This is a genomic window from Rhizobium sp. CECT 9324 (assembly GCF_918741265.1).
Classification (GTDB): Bacteria; Pseudomonadota; Alphaproteobacteria; order Rhizobiales; family Rhizobiaceae; genus Allorhizobium.
In genome coordinates this window covers 3,905,001-3,922,183 of sequence record NZ_CAKKMZ010000001.1, presented here as the reverse complement: position 1 = coordinate 3,922,183, position 17,183 = coordinate 3,905,001, and the positions used below count along the sequence as shown (strand labels likewise).

General features: G+C 59.4%; 14 protein-coding genes. 2 read left to right on the top strand and 12 right to left on the bottom strand.

The window, feature by feature from the left end; translation table 11 throughout:
- Nucleotides 1-7: 7 nt before the first annotated feature.
- The 5 genes from LQ231_RS19000 to epmA all read right to left on the bottom strand — a co-directional run bounded on the left by LQ231_RS19000 (nucleotide 8) and on the right by epmA (nucleotide 4,615).
- Nucleotides 8-916, bottom strand: coding sequence for an amino acid--[acyl-carrier-protein] ligase (locus tag LQ231_RS19000; RefSeq protein WP_230172980.1), 909 nt, complete (start codon nucleotides 914-916; stop codon nucleotides 8-10).
- A gap of 5 nt (nucleotides 917-921) precedes the next feature.
- Entirely contained in the window at nucleotides 922-2,103 is a 1,182-nt protein-coding gene (locus LQ231_RS18995) for an acyl-CoA dehydrogenase family protein (protein WP_230172978.1), read from the bottom strand.
- Nucleotides 2,103-2,354 carry an acyl carrier protein gene (locus tag LQ231_RS18990; protein WP_113144138.1) on the bottom strand — a complete coding sequence of 84 codons (252 nt, stop codon included), beginning with the start codon at nucleotides 2,352-2,354 and terminating at the stop codon, nucleotides 2,103-2,105. Before LQ231_RS18990 ends, LQ231_RS18995 begins: the two co-directional genes overlap by 1 nt.
- 154 nt (nucleotides 2,355-2,508) lie before the next feature.
- Nucleotides 2,509-3,555: a lysine-2,3-aminomutase-like protein gene (locus LQ231_RS18985; protein WP_230172976.1), complete on the bottom strand. Its 1,047-nt coding sequence runs from the start codon at nucleotides 3,553-3,555 to the stop codon at nucleotides 2,509-2,511.
- Entirely contained in the window at nucleotides 3,548-4,615 is a 1,068-nt protein-coding gene (gene epmA / locus LQ231_RS18980; protein WP_230172974.1) for an EF-P lysine aminoacylase EpmA, read from the bottom strand. Before epmA ends, LQ231_RS18985 begins: the two co-directional genes overlap by 8 nt.
- Nucleotides 4,616-4,756: 141 nt before the next feature.
- Between epmA and efp the strand changes: the two genes are divergently transcribed.
- The gene (gene efp, locus LQ231_RS18975) at nucleotides 4,757-5,326 is read left to right on the top strand and encodes an elongation factor P (RefSeq protein WP_113144135.1); all 570 of its coding nucleotides are present in this window, start codon (nucleotides 4,757-4,759) and stop codon (nucleotides 5,324-5,326) included.
- An 80-nt stretch (nucleotides 5,327-5,406) separates the two neighbouring features.
- Here efp and LQ231_RS18970 read toward each other — a convergent pair whose 3' ends face one another.
- Nucleotides 5,407-6,891, bottom strand: coding sequence for an NAD-dependent succinate-semialdehyde dehydrogenase (locus LQ231_RS18970; protein WP_230172972.1), 1,485 nt, complete (start codon nucleotides 6,889-6,891; stop codon nucleotides 5,407-5,409).
- The gene (locus LQ231_RS18965; protein WP_230172970.1) at nucleotides 6,888-8,174 is read right to left on the bottom strand and encodes a 4-aminobutyrate--2-oxoglutarate transaminase; all 1,287 of its coding nucleotides are present in this window, start codon (nucleotides 8,172-8,174) and stop codon (nucleotides 6,888-6,890) included. The genes LQ231_RS18970 and LQ231_RS18965 overlap by 4 nt, the downstream gene beginning before the upstream one ends.
- A 152-nt stretch (nucleotides 8,175-8,326) precedes the next feature.
- Here LQ231_RS18965 and LQ231_RS18960 point away from each other — a divergent pair, with 152 nt between their 5' ends.
- On the top strand, nucleotides 8,327-9,157 hold the full coding sequence (locus tag LQ231_RS18960) for a MerR family transcriptional regulator (protein ID WP_230172968.1): 831 nt from the start codon (nucleotides 8,327-8,329) through the stop codon (nucleotides 9,155-9,157).
- A gap of 85 nt (nucleotides 9,158-9,242) precedes the next feature.
- On the opposite strand, the gene LQ231_RS18955 is transcribed toward LQ231_RS18960, so the two are convergent.
- The 5 genes from LQ231_RS18955 to LQ231_RS18935 all read right to left on the bottom strand — a co-directional run bounded on the left by LQ231_RS18955 (nucleotide 9,243) and on the right by LQ231_RS18935 (nucleotide 16,954).
- Nucleotides 9,243-10,661, bottom strand: coding sequence for an efflux transporter outer membrane subunit (locus LQ231_RS18955; protein ID WP_113144131.1), 1,419 nt, complete (start codon nucleotides 10,659-10,661; stop codon nucleotides 9,243-9,245).
- A gap of 145 nt (nucleotides 10,662-10,806) precedes the next feature.
- Entirely contained in the window at nucleotides 10,807-13,923 is a 3,117-nt protein-coding gene (locus LQ231_RS18950) for an efflux RND transporter permease subunit (RefSeq protein WP_230172966.1), read from the bottom strand.
- A gap of 41 nt (nucleotides 13,924-13,964) precedes the next feature.
- Nucleotides 13,965-15,176, bottom strand: a complete 1,212-nt coding sequence (locus LQ231_RS18945; RefSeq protein WP_230172964.1) for an efflux RND transporter periplasmic adaptor subunit — start codon at nucleotides 15,174-15,176, stop codon at nucleotides 13,965-13,967.
- 149 nt (nucleotides 15,177-15,325) lie between these two features.
- On the bottom strand, nucleotides 15,326-15,973 hold the full coding sequence (locus LQ231_RS18940; protein WP_113144129.1) for a TetR family transcriptional regulator: 648 nt from the start codon (nucleotides 15,971-15,973) through the stop codon (nucleotides 15,326-15,328).
- Between the two features lie 30 nt (nucleotides 15,974-16,003).
- Complete coding sequence (locus tag LQ231_RS18935) at nucleotides 16,004-16,954, bottom strand: phosphoribosylaminoimidazolesuccinocarboxamide synthase (protein ID WP_230172962.1); 951 nt, start codon at nucleotides 16,952-16,954, stop codon at nucleotides 16,004-16,006.
- Nucleotides 16,955-17,183 lie beyond the last annotated feature (229 nt).

The window sequence follows — 17,183 nt, the reverse complement described above, 5'->3', positions numbered from 1 at the left end:
GGATGGATCAGCCCCAGAGCGCCTTGCGGACGTTTTCCGGCCATTGTTGGCTATCCAGTCCATGCTGGGCGAAGAGTGCCAACGCGATGCGTTCCAGACCAAAGCCGACGCAGGCGGTGTGTGCCACCGAGCCATCGGCGAGGTTGAGGCCCCATTTCGTGCCGAAGGCATCCTGATGGTAGTTGAAGCTCATGCAAGCGGTCTTGTTGGTCTGCGACGTGACCGGGATCAACAGTTCGAACTTCAGGTTCTGGTCACGCTGGTTGTTGGCGAGCAGGCGGCCGGCACGGCCGAAGAACGGATCGTTGGCCACATCAAGTTCAACATCTAGGCCAACGGCCTTCATCATCTCGACGCCGCGATCCATCCAGGTCTGGCGGAAGGTCGTGACATGGGCTTCGGTGCCCATGCAGACATATTCGCGCATGCGGAAGAGCTGCTGGCGGGCCGGATCCTTGGACGGCTCATGGCGGAAGCAGTAGGAATGCAGGTCGAAGAGGCCGCCATTCATGGAGATCGGGCCGCGCTTGGCAACCGTCGGATAGAGCGGATAGCAGGCGGCAGGCGTCAGTGCGATGTCGGTCGCCTTCTGCTCCTTCGTCCAGTCGTTGCCTTCTTCCATGCATTGCAGGAGGCTCATGTGATCATGGTCGTTGCCGCAGAAGGAATGCACGGTGCCGGCAAGCTGGGGGAAGCTCTTCATGTAACCGCTTTTCTCGAAATAGGCGCGGTTCATGCCGGGTGGGAAGCGGATGGCTTCCGCGCCGTCGGCGCCGCCGAATTTGTCGATCAGGCGCTCGAAGGCGGCGATGACGTCTTCGAACTGGCCGCTGCGGCCATAGAGCCCATCAACACCCGTCTCGATCAGTAGGCCGCTCTCGAAGAGACGATCCAGAAAGCTTACCTGCATATCCATATCCGTTACCCCAAAAGTCCGGTTTCTTGTTTGTGGACGAGAAGCATCGTCGACGTGTTGCCGAGGATGCGGTCGTTGGAAATCATCAGTTCTGCTGAATGGGCATCGCGCAGATGGCGGCCAAGACTGAACGGCGAGCCATTCTTGTAGCCCATGATGCCGCAGATCCTGAGCGCCTGGTGGATGACCGGCAGGATCATCTCGGAGGAGGCGATCTTGACGTTGTTCATTGCGACGGCAAAGCCCATCGAGGACAGCCGGTCCGGATCGCTCAGTGCCTGCTCATAGTTGCCCAGGCCGGCTTTGATGTTCGAACGAATGACCTGCAACTGGCTCGACATTTCTGCGAGTTGCAAGAGGCCCGGAGGCGTTGTGCCGGGCGCTTTGCGGGCGGCGGCGCGGACAAAGGTCTGGGCCTTGGTGAACGCATCGACCGCGATGCCATACCAGAGTGCGCTCCACAAGAGATGCGAGCTGGCCAGCATCGACTGGGCGGCGATCTCCGCAAAGGGTTTCGGCAGGATCTGTTCAGCCGGTGCCTCGCCCTTGAAGATGAAGCCGTCGGAGCAGGTGCCGCGCATGCCGAGCGTGTCCCAGACATGGGTCTGCTCAAGTGTATATTGGTCTTTCAGGAAGGCCGTCATGACCTGGTCGGTCGGCGGCGCGTCCTTGTGGCTGCGCGAGGTGATCAGGATGGCATCGGCATGTTTGCCATAGGAAATGACGGTTGCGTCTTTTTCCAGCCGGCAGCGATCGCCATCGACTTCGATCGCGCAAATGGAATTGCGCAGATTGCCGCCGATCCCGCCTTCGGTCGTCGCCGAGCCGAGCAGCAGTTGTTCGCTGCAGATCCTCTGCATGAATGTGCGGTGCCACCCGGCGTCCACGCCATGCGAGACGAGGCTGGAAACCTTGATCTGGTGCATGGCGAAGATCATCGCGCTGGCTGCGCAGGACTGGGCGATGATGGTGCAGAGTTCGGCGATCTCGGATGTGCTTCGGCCTTCGCCGCCACAGTCGACCGGGATCTGGATGCCCATCAGCCTTTCGGATTTCAGTGCATCGATGGCTTCATTTGGAAAGCGCCCCGCCTTGTCGACGTCATCGGCGTGGACGGCGGCAATCGCTGCGACGCGCGTGGCACGAGCCTTGAGGCTCTGATCCGCCACCTTGCTGGAGAGGTCCATCAGGCGACCTTTCTGTCCTCGAGGATCGATTGAACCGTCGTCTCGATCGCCGCGATGCTGGCGAAGGACTTTCTGTTGAGGAGATGATCGGGGAATTCCATGTCGAACGCTTCCTCCAAGCCGAGCATCAGCTGCACCGAGGCAAATGAAGAAAGGCCGACGGCATAAAGGTCTGCAGTGTCCGCGATTGTATCGACTGCAACCGGCAGTCCGCCAAGCTTGCCAAGAAGTGTGCGAATTGTCTCGTTCATCTATTTTCCTCCATAGCGACGCTCAAATCTATTGAGCGATTTCTTACAGAGGAAAGACGAAGTTTTCGCTAAGCGCTTTAGTAAAAATCGACTTACTCAACGCGGTGGAGCGTGGGATATGCCGGTCGAAAGGCGATCTGCGCTGTGTTAGGCGCTAAAACTCGGGATATTCGTGGGCGTCGCCATGCCGATCAACCACGGTGTATCGTTCTGGCGCAGTCTCACTGAGCGCATTTTCACCGACGGACACCTTTCCGAACCCGCCCGGCAGGTCGAGGATGTAGTGTGGAATACACAGACCGGAAACCTTGGAGCGCAGCTCGCGCATGAGGGCTTGGCCTTCCGAAAGCGGCAGGCGAAAATGGCCCGTGCCGGGCGCCATGTCGGGGTGATGCAGGTAATAGGGCTTGATGCGGGTCTCAACAAAGGCACGCATCAGTTCCGCCAATGTGTCGACATCGTTGTTGATGCCCTTGAGGAGGACGCTCTGGCTGACCATTGTCACGCCTGCATCGATGAGCCGGATGCAAGCGGCGCGGACGTCTTGCGTCATCTCGCGGGGATGGTTGGCGTGCAGCGCGACGTAGACGGTCTTGTTGCCGGCCTTCAATGCATCGATGAGTTCCGACGTGATGCGCATCGGGTCGACTGCCGGAACACGGCTATGAATGCGAACGATCCTGACGTGCTCGATGGAGGAAAGCGCCAGCATGACTTCTCGGAGCCGTCGCGGCGACAGGATCAGCGGATCCCCGCCCGTCAATATGACTTCCCAGATGCCTTGATGCGACCTGATATAGTCGAGGGCGATGGAAAGCTGCTCCGGCGACATGCTGCCATCGCCCTGCGGCCCGACCATTTCGCGGCGGAAGCAGAAACGGCAATAGACCGGACAGACATGCAGCAGCTTGAGCAGCACCCGGTCGGGATAACGATGCACGATGCCTTCGACTGGCGAATGCACATGGTCGCCGATTGGATCGGCGCGTTCGCCTTCCACTTCGATCAGTTCGGCGGGGCTGGGGATATATTGCGCGGCAATCGGATCATTCGGATCATTGGGGTCGATCAAACTGGCAACGGTTGGCGTCAGCGCGATGGCATAGCGCGATGCAACCGCTTCCAGCGCTTCTGTCGCCTCGGCTGCGACAAAGCCGGCGGCTTGCAGATCGTGAACACTGCGAAGTAATGCGTCAGCCAAGATGCGTCTCCGCGACCGGTGCCCAGATCACCTGGTCGATGCGCAAGGCGCCGGTGGCCAGCATGACGAGGCGGTCGAAGCCGAGTGCGATTCCCGAGGCTTCGGGCATGATGGCGAGCGCCTCGAGAAAGTCTTCGTCCAGCGGATAGGTTTCGCCATACACGCGTTGCTTTTCCAGCATCTCGGCTTCGAAACGACGGCGTTGCTCGTTGGCATCCGTCAGTTCGCCGAAGGCGTTGGCGAGTTCGACCCCACAGGCATAGAGTTCGAAGCGTTCAGCAACGCGTGGATCATCTGCGCAAGGGCGGGCGAGGGCTGCTTCAGCGACCGGATAACGGTCGAGAATGGTTGCTCGACCGATGCCGAGATTGGGTTCGATTTTCTCGACGATGACCCGGCTGAACAGGTCCGCCCAGGTGTCGTCGTCGGCGGTGCGAATGCCGGCCCGTTGCAACTGATCGAAGAGGCCCTGCCGATCGGTGTTGCCGTCTGGCGCGATCGTGGCGAGAAGATCGACGTTTGCATGGCGGTCGAAGGCATTTGCAACCGAAAGACGCTCGGGTTCAGCGAAAGGATCGACGCTCAGGCCGTTATAAGTGAAGCTTGTGGTGCCGGCCGTGCGCGCAGCGAGCGCCAGCAGGTCGGCGCAGTCGGCCATCAGCGTTTCGTAGCCGTCATGGACGCGGTACCATTCCAGCATGGTGAATTCTGGATGGTGGCGCGGGCCACGTTCGCGGTTGCGATAGACATGGGCGAAACAGGTGATGCGGGTTTCACCGGCGGCCAGCAGTTTCTTGCAGGCGAATTCCGGAGACGTGTGGAGATAGAGGGGTATCGCTGAGCCGTCATTGCCGATCGCACTCGTCTCGAAGGCATGGAGATGCGCTTCGTTGCCGGGAGAGACCTGCAGCGTCGCCGTATCAACCTCGATGAAATCACGCTCGGCAAAATGACTGCGGAATGCGGCCTGGATACGGTTGCGGCCGAGCAGGAACGGTCGCCGATCGGCGTGAGCCGAAGGGGTCCACCACGCAGGCGATGAACGGCGACGGTCGGTCATTCCGGATTCTCGGTCCTTATCTCAACACGGGCTGGCTATTTTGACGAATTTAGGTTACGTGCGCCCAAGAAATTCGAAGACGTCTCTCTGGACGGCAGGCCGTCCTTTACGACGGCTCTATCGCAGATACAAGGAATTCCAATGGTCAAGGTTATCGCCTCTTCCGTCCGCAAGGGCAATGTCATCGACGTCGATGGCAAGCTTTACGTCGTTCTCACCGCAGAAAACTTCCACCCGGGCAAGGGCACGCCGGTCACCCAGGTGAACATGCGCCGCATCGTTGACGGTGTGAAGGTGTCGGAGCGCTGGCGTACGACCGAGCAGGTCGAGCGCGCTTTCGTCGAGGACGTCAACCACCAGTTCCTCTACGAGGACGGTGAGGGCTTCCACTTCATGAATCCGGAAAACTATGATCAGGTCGTTGTCGACGTGGACACGATGGGCGACCAGAAAGCCTATCTGCAGGAAGGCATGGTCTGCATCCTGTCCATGCATGAAGGCATCGCGCTTGCGCTGCAACTGCCGCGCCACGTGACGCTGGAAATCACCGAGACCGAGCCGGTCGTCAAGGGCCAGACGGCGTCTTCGTCTTACAAGCCGGCCATGCTGTCGAACGGCATCCGCACCATGGTGCCGCCGCATGTCGATGCCGGTATCCGTGTCGTCATCGCGACCGAAGACAATTCCTATGTCGAGCGTGCGAAGAACTGATTTCAGTTCAACGCGTTTCGATCAAAAAAGCCCGGCGTCATCGACGCCGGGCTTTTTCGTTTTCAGGCTGACGAGGCAGATCAGGCGATACCGCCAAGGCACATGTACTTGATCTCGGTATAGTCGTCGGTGCCGTATTTCGAGCCCTCGCGGCCGAGGCCGGACTGCTTGATGCCGCCGAAGGGGGCGGTTTCGGTGGAGATCAGGCCGGTGTTGATGCCGACCATGCCGTATTCCAGCGCTTCGGCGACCCGGAAGATCTTGGCAATTTCCTTCGAGTAGAAATAGGACGCGAGGCCGAATTCCGTTGCGTTGGCGAGTTCGATGACTTCTTCTTCCGTGTCGAACTTGAACAGCGGTGCGACGGGGCCGAAGGTTTCTTCCGTTGCGACCTTCATGTCGGTGGTCACGCCTGTCAGGATCGTCGGTTCGAAGAAGAGCTCGCCGGCGGACGAAGACTGGCCACCCAATGCGACCTTGGCGCCCTTGGATACCGCGTCGGCAACATGTTCCTTGACCTTCTTGATTGCGTTGGCGTCGATCAGCGGGCCCGTGGTCGTGCCTTCGGCGAAGCCGTCGCCGACCTTCAACTGGTTGACCTTTTCCGCGAGCTTGGCGGCAAAGGCATCGTAGACGCCGGACTGCACATAGAGGCGGTTGGCACAGACGCAGGTCTGGCCGGCATTGCGGTATTTGGAGATCATCGCGCCTTCGACTGCGGCATCCAGGTCGGCGTCATCGAAGACGATGAACGGCGCATTGCCGCCGAGTTCGAGGCCGAGCTTCATGATCTGGTCCGCACCCTGGCGCATCAGGATACGTCCGACATTGGTCGATCCGGTGAAGGTCAGCTTGCGGACCTTGTCGTTGGCGCAGAATTCCTGGCCGACCATGGCGGCGTCCGTCGAGGTCAGCACGGAGAACAAACCGCCGGGCAGGCCCGCGCGTTCGGCAAGGATGGCGATGGCCAATGCCGAAAGAGGGGTCTGGGCGGCTGGCTTGGACACCATCGCACAGCCGACGGCAAGCGCTGGTGCGACCTTGCGGGCCAGCATGGCGTTGGGGAAATTCCATGGTGTGATGGCGCCGACGACACCGACAGCCTGCTTGATGACCAGGATACGCTTGTCCGGCTGATGGCCGGGGATGACGTCTCCATAGACACGCTTGGCTTCTTCGGCGAACCATTCGACGTAAGATGCACCGTAGAGGATTTCGCCGCGGGCTTCCGGCCAGGGCTTGCCCATTTCCATGGTCAGGATGGTTGCAAGGTCATCGGCATTGGCGACCATCAGGTCGTTGAGCTTCTTGAGGACTGCCGCGCGTTCCTTGCCGGTCTTCTTCGCCCATGCCTTTTGGGCGCTGTGGGCGGCATCGATGGCCTTAATCACTTCGGTCTTGCCCAGATTGGGCAGTGTGGCGATCACTTCACCCGTTGCCGGGTTGGTGACGTCGAATGTCTTGCCATCTGATGCGGTCGCGACCCATTCGGTGCCGACAAAGGCCTTGTCAGTGACAAGGGTGGCGTCTTTCAGTTTTGCGGTCAGCAGGTTTGAAATGCTCATGCCTTTGCCTCCACAGCGACTTCGCGGATCGATGCTTCGATGATGTCGAGCGCTTCGTTAAACACCGCGTCCTGGATGGTGATCGGGGCGAGGAAGCGCACGACGTTGCTGTAAACGCCGCAGGTCAGCAGGATCAGGCCTTTTTCGAGCGCCTTCAGGCGAACGGCATTGGTGAAATCGGCGTCTGGCTTGTGTGAATTCGGCAGGCCGAACTCGACGGCGTTCATGAAGCCGAGGCCGCGGATGTCCATGATCTGCGGTATGTCGGCGCGCAGGCTTTCGAGGCGCTGCTTCAAGCGATTGCCGAGCTGGTTGGCGCGGTCGCAGAGTTGCTCTTCCTCGATCACATCAAGAACGGCGTGGGCCGCCGCAACTGCCAGCGGATTGCCGGCATAGGTGCCGCCAAGACCACCGGGGCCGGGCGCATCCATCAGTTCGGCACGGCCGGTGACGGCAGACAGAGGGAAGCCGCCGGCCAGGCTTTTTGCCATGGTGGTGAGGTCAGGTACCACGTCATAGTGGTCCATTGCGAACATCTTGCCGGTACGGGCAAAACCGGTCTGCACCTCGTCGGCGACGAGCAGGATGCCATGCTGGTCGCAGATCTCGCGCAGCGCCTTCATCAGGGCACGCGGCACTTCATAGAAGCCGCCTTCGCCCTGCACGGGTTCGACAATGATCGCGGCGACGCGCTTGGGATCAACATCGGCCTTGAACAGCTTGTCGAGCACATCAAGCGAGGTTTCGACATCGATGCCGTGCAGTTCGATCGGGAAGGGGACGTGGTAGACGTCGCCCATCATCGGGCCGAAACCGACCTTGTAGGGTACAACCTTGCCAGTCAGCGACATGCCGAGGAAGGTGCGGCCGTGAAAGCCACCCGTGAAAGCGATGACGGCAGAACGATTGGTGGCGCAACGGGCAATCTTGATGGCGTTTTCGACCGCTTCTGCGCCGGTCGTTGCAAAGATGGTCTTCTTTTCGAAGTTGCCTGGTGTGAGCTTGTTCAGGCGCTCGGCCAGAGCGACGTAGTTTTCGTAGGGCACGACCTGGTGGCAGGTGTGGGTGAAACGATCGAGCTGCTTCTTGACCGCCTCAATGACCTTCGGATGACGGTGGCCGGTGTTGAGTACGGCGATGCCACCGGCGAAATCGATGTAGCGGTTGCCTTCAACATCCCAGATTTCCGAATTTTCGGCCTTATCTGCGTAGATCTGCGTGGTCATGCCCACGCCGCGGGAGATGGCGTCGTTCTTGCGCGCTGAAATTTCGGAATTCTTCATCGTTAAGGTCCTCTCCGGATGAGTTCGTCAGCCCGGCTCTTCAGTCCGATCGCTGCCTTTGCATATTTCCTACATTTTTTCTGTAGACTTGCAATATGGTTTGTCGCAATTATTACCAAGCGCTGTGACGTTGTGCGGTAGGGCTTGGGTCGATGGATGATGTCCGTTTCAAGATTGCAGAGGCTGCCAGGATGGCAGGCGTTTCGCCGTCGACTTTGCGGCTTTGGGAAACGCAGGATTTGATCCAGCCAATCCGGACCGCGACGGGGCAGCGCATCTATGATCGCGACCTTGTCGACCGATTGAAGACCATTTCCTGGTTACGCAGCGAAAAGGGGCTCAATCCGGCTGCGATCCGGGAGAGCTTGCGGGATGAAGCGGTTGTCGCAGAGCCGGAGACCGGTCCTTTCGAGCCGGAAGAGGCGGGCGACCCCACCACTCTGCCCGTGGGGATGAAGATCCGCCGCTTGCGCCGTGAAGCCGGCAAAACTCTGGAAGCCGTCGCCCAGAAAACGGGCGTGTCCCTATCGCAGCTGTCGACATTCGAACGCACGTCGCAAGGGCTTTCCTTTACCGCGCTGCATGAGGTGGCCAGTTGCCTTGGTACCACGATCGCATCCTTAAGCGGCCAGGAGCAGGGGCAGGGCGGCGAATCATTGATTCGCGACGGTAAATGGCCGTCTTGGCCAGCTACATCGTCCGGTGTCGCGATCCAGGTCCTGGCGGAGGGCCGCAACCAGATGGAATGCAACCGGTTCCAGCTCGCGCCGGGCGCGTCTAGCGAAGGTGCCTACCAGCACGCGGGCGAAGAATTCATCCACATGCTTACCGGAAGCTTGGAGATTATCCTAGATGGCGATTGCTTTTTCGAGCTCAATGCAGGCGACAGCTTCTACTTTGAGAGCCGCAGGCCTCATTCGTGGCGCAATACATCGAGTGGCGAGACGGTTCTGATCTGGATCAATACGCCGGCAACGTTCTGATTTCGATGATCCGGGATCGGTTTCTAGCCCATAAAAAAGCCCGGCAGCCATTGCTGGCGCCGGGCTCTTGGGCTTGCCATGTCTACTACATGGTCTTGGCGGTTTTCGCGTCGAAGGCGTAGCCGCCACCAATCGCGACGTTCAGGTTGACGTAGTCCGTTGCCATCTGCTGTACGGCAGCCGCGAGATTTGCACGGGCGCTATCGACCGACCGCTGTGCGTCGAGGACGTCGAGCAGGGACGATGCACCATCGCGGTAGCTTGCCGTCGAGAGCGACAGGGCTTCCTGGTAGGAATTCACCGTCGCGTTGAGTGCGGAGACCGTCCGGCGTGTGCGGCTGATCGAGGCCAAGGCATTTTCCACGTCTTCAACGGCTGAGAGCACGGTCTGCTTCCAGGCCAGATACTGTTCGCGAGCCGAGGAGTTGGCGATATCGACATTGGCCTTCAGGCGCCCGCCATCCAGGATCGGCAGGGTCAGGCTCGGCCCGAAGGACCAAGGTGTCACGCCGCCGCTGATAGCACTGGTCGCAATGATGCTGGACGAGATCGTGCCGCTGAGCGAGATCGACGGATAAAGCTGCGCTTCCGCGACGCCAATCTGGGCAACCGCAGCAGCAAGATTGCGTTCGGCTGCGCGGATATCGGGACGATTGCGAACCAGGTCGGCTGGCACGCCGGCGCTGACACTGCGGCGGGCGTAAGGCTGCGACGCACCCTTCTGGAGATCGGCGACCAGCGAGGATGCCGGCAGGCCGAGCAGCAGGGCAATGCGATGCGCGGATGCGCGGAAGCTGGTTTCAAGGCCCGGAAGCTCAGAGAGCGTCGAATTCACCAGACCTTCAGATTGCACGACATCAAGGCGCGATGCAGCGCCGGCCTCCAGCTGCAGCTTGGTCAGGTCGAGCGTTTCGCGACGTGATCCCAAGCTCTTCTTAGCAATGGCGATGCGCTCCTGGAAAAAGCGTGCATCGATATAGGCTGTGGCAATGCTGGACAGATAAGTCAGGCGAGCAACGTCGGCGCTGGCATAGGCTGCATCGAGTGTTGCCTTGGAGCTTTCCTTGGTACGGCGATATTGACCGAACAGGTCGAGCAGCCAGGACGCGCCCAGACCACCTGAACTTGTCGACGTTGTGGCCTGCGACTGGCCTGAATAAGCTCCACGGCCAGTCTGGCGTGACGTTTCCTGCGACGCCGAGAGGTTAAGCTGCGGCATGGCGCTGGCATCGGCGGCAAGGTAGCTCGCTTCAGCTGCGGTGATGCGCTCAAGCGCCTGCAGCACGTCGAGGTTCTGGCTCATGCCCTGCTCGACCAGCGAATTCAACTTAGGATCGTTGAATGCGGTCCACCAGGCTACTGTCGATACGTCGCCATTGGCCTGCTTGCCGCCTTCGGCAAACTTACCCGGCAATGGCGTCTCCGGTGCGGTGTGATCGGGACCGGTCACGCAACCGGAAAGCAGAAGCATCGCGAGGGGAGCGGCTATGCGAATAGAACCCATCATCTTTTCCTAGATCTTTCACCCAAGTTACGGACCGCAGCCTGATTCGTTCATGAGACAGCGGTTGCGTGAATTTATGCTTAATTAATGTGCCGGCCTTCCCCGAAAGCCGACACAATCTTTTGTTAACTTATCAAGCCCTCTGTCAAGATGACAGGGGGTCCTTGCGTTTTTCCCTGTTGGAAAGCTTGCGAATTATTACAAAGAATGACGGCACGAAGAAAATGCCCAACGCTGTTGCCGTCAGCATGCCGCCAAGGACGCCAATACCGATCGAATTCTGCGCTGCCGAGCCGGCACCCGTTGCGATTGCAAGCGGAACAACGCCGAGGATGAACGCAAGCGAAGTCATGATGATCGGGCGCAGCCGAAGCTTTGCGGCCTCGAGGGTCGCCTCGATCAGCCCGACACCGGCTGCATGTCGGTCCTTTGCAAATTCCACGATCAGAATCGCGTTCTTTGCAGCAAGACCGATCGTCGTCAGCAGCCCCACCTTGAAGTAGACGTCGTTCGACTGGCCAAACAGCGAAGCGGCGGCAACTGCCCCCAAGACACCCACGGGCACGGCCATGATGACCGAGAAGGGAATGGACCAGCTTTCGTAAAGTGCCGCGAGGCACAGGAAGACGATCAGGATCGACAGGGCGTAAAGCATAGGAGCCTGTGATCCGGACAGCCGCTCCTGGTAAGAGATGCCCTGCCACGCAACGGTGTATCCGCCGCCAAGCTCCGCGGTCAGTTGCTCCATCGTGTCCATCGAGGTACCCGAACTGACACCGGGGCCCGCTGCGCCTTCGAGGGATATGGCTCCCACGCCATTGAAGCGGTCAAGGTTCGGTGCGCCACTGACCCACTGAAGGTTGGTGAAGGCCGAGAACGGAACCATCTCGCCGGTACCATTGCGCGCGAACCATTCATTGATGGAGTCGGAGCGCATGCGATAGGGCGCGTCGCCCTGGACGATCACGGGCTTCAGTTCGCTGTTGAGCGTGAAGTCGTTGACGTCGCGTCCAGCAAAGATCGTCGACAGCATCGAGTTGACGGTGGCGAGATCAAGTCCCATTGCGCCCATTTTCTCCTGGTCGAGGAGTATCTTGAGCTGGTTTTCAGCCGGAGGGCTGTTCGAGCGCAACGAACTGACATTCGCATTGCCGCTGCCCGCCTGAATAAGCCGCTGGGACGCAGCCGTCAGGGCTTCCGTGCCGTTCTTGCCGCTGTCCACCAGATACATGGAGAAGCCGCTGGAATTGCCGAGACCCGAGATTGCTGGTGGTTGCAAGGGGAAAACCATGCCATCACGCAGGGTGAAGAAATAACCCATGGCGCGCTGCACGACAGCAGACGCTGCCAGTTGCGGATCTGTACGCTGATCGAAATCCTTGAGCTTGGCGAACACCATCGCGTAATTCTGGCCGGACCCGGTGAAGCTGAAGCCCGATACCGCGAACACGTCCTGGATCGCCGCCTTTTCCTTCTCGAGGTAAAAATCTTCGATCTTCTTGATGACTTCTTCCGTGCGGGCCGTCGTGGCTCCATTCGGAAGCTGGACGATGGTCATCAGCACACCCTGGTCTTCCTGTGGCAGGAAGGAGGTGGGCAAACGCAGGAAAAACCAGGCGCAGCCGCCGATGACGACCGCAAACATCAACATCACGCGCAGTGGTCGCTTGAGCAGGTAGGCGATCGAGGAAACGTAGCCATTTGTCGTCTTGTCGAAGTTGCGATTGAACCAGCCGGCCAGTCCGCGCTTCGGCTTCGTATGGTCAATCGGCTTCAGCATCGTGGCGCAAAGCGCCGGCGTCAGCACGATTGCAACCAGGGCCGACAGCAACATGGCGGAGACGATTGTCACGGAGAACTGACGATAGATGATGCCGGTCGAGCCGCCGAAGAATGCCATCGGGATGAACACCGCTGTCAGCACCAGCGCGATGCCGACGATCGCCCCGGTGATCTCGCCCATGGATTTCTCGGTGGCCTCCAGGGGGGACAACCCTTCTTCCGACATGATGCGTTCGACGTTTTCGACGACGACGATCGCGTCGTCGACCAGAAGGCCGATGGCAAGCACCATGGCGAACATGGTCAATGTGTTGATCGAGTAGCCGGTCAACGCCAAGATCCCGAAGGTACCAAGCAGGACGACCGGAACCGCGATCATCGGGATGATCGTTGCGCGCAGGTTCTGCAGGAAGATGAGCAGAACGAAGAAGACCAGGACGATGGCTTCGATCAGCGTGTGGACGACCTTCTCGATCGAAAGCTCGACAAATGGCGTCGTATCATACGGATAGGTGATGACGACATTTTCTGGCAAGCTCGGAGCGACTGTGTTCAGCGCGGCCTTGACCCTGGCTGCGGTATCCAGTGCATTTGCCCCTGTTGCCAGGTTTACCGCAAAGCCGGTTGCCGGTTTCCGGTTGGCGCGGGTATTGGTGCTGTACTCTTCCTGGGCGATTTCGATCCGCGAGACGTCGCTGAGGCGCACGGTGGCGCCATCGGTCTCGACCTTGAGAATGATCGATTCGAAATCGCCAACCGTCTGGAGCTGGCTCTGTGCCGTGACCGTGACGTTCAGCTGCTGGCCTTCCATGACAGGTTGTCCGCCGATGGAGCCGACCGATACCTGTGTGTTCTGAGCCTGGATTGCCGACGTGATGTCGGTGGGGGTCAACTGAAACTTGTTCAGCTTGAGAGGGTCGAGCCAGACACGCATCGCATAGCCCGTGCCGAAGATCTGAATGCTGCCGACGCCTTCCAGCCGCTTGATCTGATCTTCGATCTGGCTGGTGAAGATATCGCCGAGTTCAACCGGGCTGCGTTCGCCGTCGGTTGATACGAGAGCGCCAACCAGCAGAATGCTGGAGGTTGAACGCGTCACCGACAGACCGTTCGACTGGACAACATCCGGCAGTTGCGACTGAACGAGCTGGAGCTTGTTCTGCACCTGAACCTGCGCGATGTCCGGATCGATCGTATTGCCGAAGGTCAGCGTGATGGTCGCTGATCCAGTGCTGGACGAGGATGTCATGTAGGTGAGGTCGTCGAGGCCGGTCATACCGTCCTCGATGATCGAAGTCACCGATTTCTCCACTGTTTCGGCGCTGGCGCCGGTATAGGTAGCGGAGATGCGCACCGTGGTCGGCGCGATTTCCGGATATTGCGAGATCGACAATGTCGAGATCGCCAAAGCGCCTCCCAACATGATGATGATCGCGATCACCCAAGCAAAAATCGGGCGACGGATGAAATATTTGGCCATTGGTTGTCCCTTAACGCCTGTTGTGCCTTACCGGAGCGCGATTATGGTTGCGCTGCAGGGGCGGCGGCGGGCGCCGCGGTTTCAACGACGAATCCCTGTTCATTGACGGTCGATTCCACTGGCTGGACAGTCGCGCCGTCACCGATCCATTGGAAACCGTCCACGATCAACTTATCGCCATCCTGGATGCCGGAAGCGACAAGCCAATTGTTGCCGGAGACCTGGCTGTCGGGGAAGGTGCGGGTTTCAACCTTGTTCTCGGCCGTGACGAATTTTGCGTTCAATTCGCCTTGCGCGTTGCGGGTTGCCGCGCGCTGGGGAATGAGAAAGCCGTTTTCGGTGCCCACAGTCACGGTGGCGCGGACATACATGCCCGGAAGAACCAAGTTGTCCGGATTGTCGAACACCGCACGGATCGAGAAGGTGCCGGTGGTCTGGCTGACAGCCATTTCAGACATGTCCAGCTTGCCGACGATCGGATACTGCTGGCCGTCTTCCAGCGTCAGACGGATTTCGGCTTCCTGGTCGCCGGACTGATTGACGCGCCCGGCCTTGATGGCCTCCTGAAGACGCAGGAGGTTGACGCTGGACTCCGTCAGTTCGATGTAGATCGGGTCCAGACGGCGCAAGGTCGTCAGCGCATCCGTCTGGTTTGCCGTCACGACATTGCCGATCGAAAAGACAGACGCGTTGGTGACGCCTTCGAACGGAGCCCGGATCTCGGTCAGATTGAGATTGATGTTGGCAGCGCGCAGAGCAGCCTTGGCTTGGGCGACATCTGCCTGGGCCTGCAAAAGCGTGACGCGGGCATTCTCCAGTTCGACCTGTGTTGCGCCGCTGTTGACCAGGCGTTCCTGGCGCGCCAGGTTTGACTGGGCTGTGGGAACGCTCGCTTCGGCCTTTTCGAGACTTGCCTGCGCCTGGGCGACTTCCGCGCTATAGCTGTCGTCCTCAATCTTGAAGAGCAGGTCGCCGGCCTTGACTTCGCTGCCTTCCTTGAAGGCGATCTCCTTGATCACGCCGCTGACGCGCGGACGGATGTCGGCCGTCTGAAAGGCGGAGGCGCGTCCGGGCAGTGTGGAGGTGAGGGGATGGGGCGCCTGCTTCATGAGCACGACGCTGACAGGAGACGGCGGCTTTTCACCAACGGCGCCCGCGCCGCCGGCGTTCTGCGCCGTGCCGGAATCACTGCAGCCGGCAAGCGCGGCCGCGCAGAGTACGAGGACGGATGTAAGCTTAAGACGTCGTGTCATGGTGAGTTCCAAAGCGAGAATGACGAAAGGCACCTTGCGCCGCATGTCCGTCGCTCACGCTGGAGCTACAGACCATTGCTACGTCCGATGCCGCGACCACCGCCCCGTCCCGAGGGCGATGAATGTGAAGTGACGTATGTTAAGTTTCATCACTTGGCAAGGGGGGAGCGCAAAGCGATGTCAACAAGATTGACCACTTCCTTACACCGTGTTGCCAATTTATCCTTGTTCTCCATCCCCAGCATGACGGGGTGGATCACACATGCGAGAGCATCAAACGCGACATTGGCATATCTTGGGATATCGGTGACCTTGTACAGGCCTTCCCGTTCGCCGGCGCGAATGATCTCCGCGATCGTCTCGACCACCATTTCGCGAAAGCGTTCACCACAATCGAGTTCTTCCCGGATGGTGACCTGAATCATTTCGAAAACGAACGGGGCGTCCTTCTGGTCCGAAAGATGCTCGTCCATCAGGTGGCGCGCCAGTTCATAAAGTCTTACGGGGGCTGGTTTGTTCTGATCGAGTATCTTCAGTTCACCGATGGTTTCCTGGATCGCGCGGGTTGCAATCGCATCCACGAGGCTTGCCTTGGTGCGAAAATGCTTGAAGACGTTGGCCGGCGACATCGCGAGTTCGGCAGCTATGTCTGCGATAGTGACACTGGCATAGCCATGCGCGCGAAACAGGGTCTCGGCCATGTTCAGAATGTCCTCCCGCGTTTCTTCTGCGGGGCGGCGCGACCGGCGCGGCGCTGGCTGCCGCTCAGAGGTGATCTGAGCGGGGCTTGTCTTCATGCATTTGTCGTCACCTGATGACACGATTGCTCATATCTCCGGAAAATAGCGGGCGAGATTTCCGCGGACCCGATCCTTGGGTGTCGCGCCGTGATCGTCGGGGACAAATGTCTGCCCGGTGATCGCTTCAAACGCCTTGATATAGACCTCGGACGTGTCTTCGACCAGCGCTGGGGGAATTTCGGGGATTGCGTCCTTATAAGGATCACAACGCTCGGCGACCCATGCACGGACAAAATCCTTGTCGAAGCTTGCGGGTCGCGTGCCGTTTTCGAACGCATGCGGATAGCTTTCGGCAATCCAGTAGCGGCTGCTGTCCGGGGTGTGGATCTCGTCTGCGAGGACGATCGTACCATTCTCGTCCGTGCCGAATTCGTATTTGGTATCGACCAAGATCAGACCGCGATCGGCGGCCAGTTTCTGGCCTTTGGCAAACAAAGCCAGCGCATAGTTCGAGAGCGTCTGCCACTGCTCGGCAGTCAGCAGTTTCTTGGAGACGATTTCGTCCGGCGTCAGCGGTTCGTCATGACCGCCGTCGAATTCCTTGCTGGTTGGCGTGATGATCGGTGTCGGCAGCTTCTCGTTGTCGCGCATCCCGTCGGGCAAAGTGATGCCGTACATGCTGCGCTCGCCTTTCTTATAAAGGGTGAGGATCGAAGTGCCGGTCGTGCCGGCAAGATAGCCGCGCACGACGACCTCCACGGGAAGGATATCGAGGCGCTTGCCGATGACGACGTTGGGGTCCGGATAGGAGATCACATGGTTCGGGCAGATGTCCTGGGTCTGCTCGAACCAGTAGCGTGCAGTCTGGGTCAGCACCTGCCCCTTATAGGGGATACAGGTCAGGATGCGATCGAAGGCGCTGAGACGGTCGGTCGAGATGATGATCCGGCTGCCGTCCGGCAGATCGTAGTTTTCCCGTACCTTGCCACCATAATAATGCGGCAGTTCGGGAAAATGAGCTTCGGACAGGGTGCGCATCGGATATGATCCTCTCGTCTTCGCCACTGCAAGGCACGCAGATGGATTGGCTTCAGTCTTGCGGCTACCGCAAAGACGGCGATCTTTCAAAGAAAAACGGCATACCTTACAGTCATCGCGTTTGTTTTGTTACCGATGAGCGTGTTCGGGCGGCATAGGAAGCGCCGGACCAACGCCTTCTCCGATACAGTACAAACGTGGGGCGCGGCACAGCGAATGTGAGATGCCG